General features: G+C 74.8%; 2 protein-coding genes. Both read left to right on the top strand.

Going from position 1 to position 1823, the window contains the following annotated elements; genetic code table 11:
* The first annotated feature begins 23 nt into the window (after nt 1–23).
* Nucleotides 24–380, top strand: a complete 357-nt coding sequence (locus ACFU6K_RS38205) for an ArsR/SmtB family transcription factor (protein ID WP_380671150.1) — start codon at nt 24–26, stop codon at nt 378–380.
* Between the two features lie 138 nt (nt 381–518).
* A complete protein-coding gene (locus ACFU6K_RS38210; RefSeq protein WP_380671152.1) occupies nt 519–1799 on the top strand; it encodes an MFS transporter in 1281 nt (426 codons plus the stop codon).
* Nucleotides 1800–1823 lie beyond the last annotated feature (24 nt).

Raw genomic sequence — 1823 nt, forward strand, 5'->3', positions numbered from 1 at the left:
GCCCTGGGCCCTACGATGGCGCCATGAGCGGGAGCCTTCAGGTATCAGGTGCGCACCATGCGCAGGAGCGGCGGGACGACGAGCGGCTGGAGGCCGCGGCCGGCATCCTGGCGCTGCTCGCGGACCGCACCCGGCTCGCGCTGCTCCAGCGGCTGAGTGCCGGCGAGGCGGACGTGACCACGCTCACCGAGGCGACCGGAGCCCCCCGGACGTCGGTCAGCCAGCACCTCGGCAAGCTCCGGCTGGCAGGCCTGGTCACCACCCGCAAGGACGGCCGGCGCGTCGTGTACGCGCTGCGCCACGGCCATCTGCGCCGGCTGGTCGACGAGGCGCTGAGCGTCGCCGACCACCAGATCGGCGAGCTCCCGCCGCACGACTGAGCGGTCCGCACCGGCCCGTGCCCTCCGGGGTGCGGGACGCTTCCCCGGCCGCTTTCTCGTCAACATGTGCACATGAGTGCACATGTTGACCTATCCTGGACGTGTCGTCCTACCGCGTCCGGTCCGAGCGGGGTCCTCATGCTGTCCGTGCTGCGCAACCGCACCTATCTGCACCTGTTCGCCGCCCAGATCGTCGCCCTGGTGGGCACCGGCCTCGCCACCGTGGCGCTCGGCCTCCTCGCGTACGACCTCGCCGGGGCGGGCGCCGGATCGGTGCTCGGCACCGCGCTGGCGATCAAGATGCTCGCGTACGTCGGCATCGCCCCGGTGGTCACAGCGCTGGCCCACCGCATCCCGCGCCGGCGGCTGATGGCCGCCTCCGACCTCACCCGGGCCGCCGTCGCCCTCACCCTGCCCTTCGTCACCGAGGTGTGGCAGGTCTACGTCCTGATCTTCGTCCTCCAGTCCGCCTCGGCGGCCTTCACCCCGGCCTTCCAGTCGGTGATCCCCGAGGTGCTGCCCGAGGAGCGCGAGTACACCCGCGCCCTGTCGCTGTCCCGGCTCGCCTACGACAGCGAGAGCCTGGTCAGCCCGGTGCTGGCGGGCGCCCTGCTCGCGCTGATCAGCTACAACTGGCTGTTCTGGGGCACCACCGCCGGGTTCCTCGCCTCCGCCGCGCTGGTGCTCTCCGCCGTCCTGCCCAAGCGGATCCGGCCGGAAGCGGCCCGGTCGGAAGGGGCCGACGAGGGTGTCCTCGCCAGGTCCGTCCGCGGTACCCGGCTGTTCCTCGCCGTGCCCCGGCTGCGGGCGATGCTCGCCCTGGACCTCGCGGCGGCCGCCGCTAGCGCCATGGTGATCGTCAACACCGTCGTCTACGTCCGCGGCCAGCTCGGCCGCCCCGCCACCGACGTCCCGATCGCGCTCGGCGCCTACGGGGCCGGGTCGATGGCCGTGGCGCTGCTGCTGCCCCGGGTCCTGGACCGGGTGCCGGACCGGGTCGTCATGCTCCCGGCGGCCTTCGGCATCGTCGGACTCTTCGCCCTGCTCGCCGTGCTCACCGCCGCCGGGCCGGGTGCCTGGCGCTGGCCCGTCCTGCTCGCCGTCTGGGCCGTCCTCGGCGCGGCCGGCTCGCTGATCCTCACCCCCACCGGCCGCGTCCTGCGCGACTCGGTGGCCGCCGAGGACCTCCCCGCCGTCTTCTCCGCCCAGTTCTCCCTCTCCCACGGCTGCTGGCTGCTCACCTACCCCCTGGCCGGCTGGCTCGGCGCCACCCTGGGCCTCACCGCGGCCTCCGTCGCCCTCGGCGCCGTCGCCCTGGCCTCTGGCCTGCTGGCCGCCCGCGCCTGGCGCGGGGTGCCGGGGGCGGCGGCCCGGACACCGGCCGCGAGTGGGAAGCGGGGCGCGGCCGTCCCCGGCTGACCGGACGGGTACCCGGGATCGGAG

Origin of the sequence: Kitasatospora sp. NPDC057512, assembly GCF_042802135.1 — a bacterium.
Lineage (GTDB): Bacteria > Actinomycetota > Actinomycetes > Streptomycetales > Streptomycetaceae > Kitasatospora.

Bases quoted from the DNA above. Each gene is read 5' to 3' on its own strand.
- ACFU6K_RS38210 (WP_380671152.1), top strand. From the start codon at position 519: ATGCTGTCCGTGCTGCGCAACCGCACCTATCTGCACCTGTTCGCCGCC.
- ACFU6K_RS38205 (WP_380671150.1), top strand. From the start codon at position 24: ATGAGCGGGAGCCTTCAGGTATCAGGTGCGCACCATGCGCAGGAGCGG.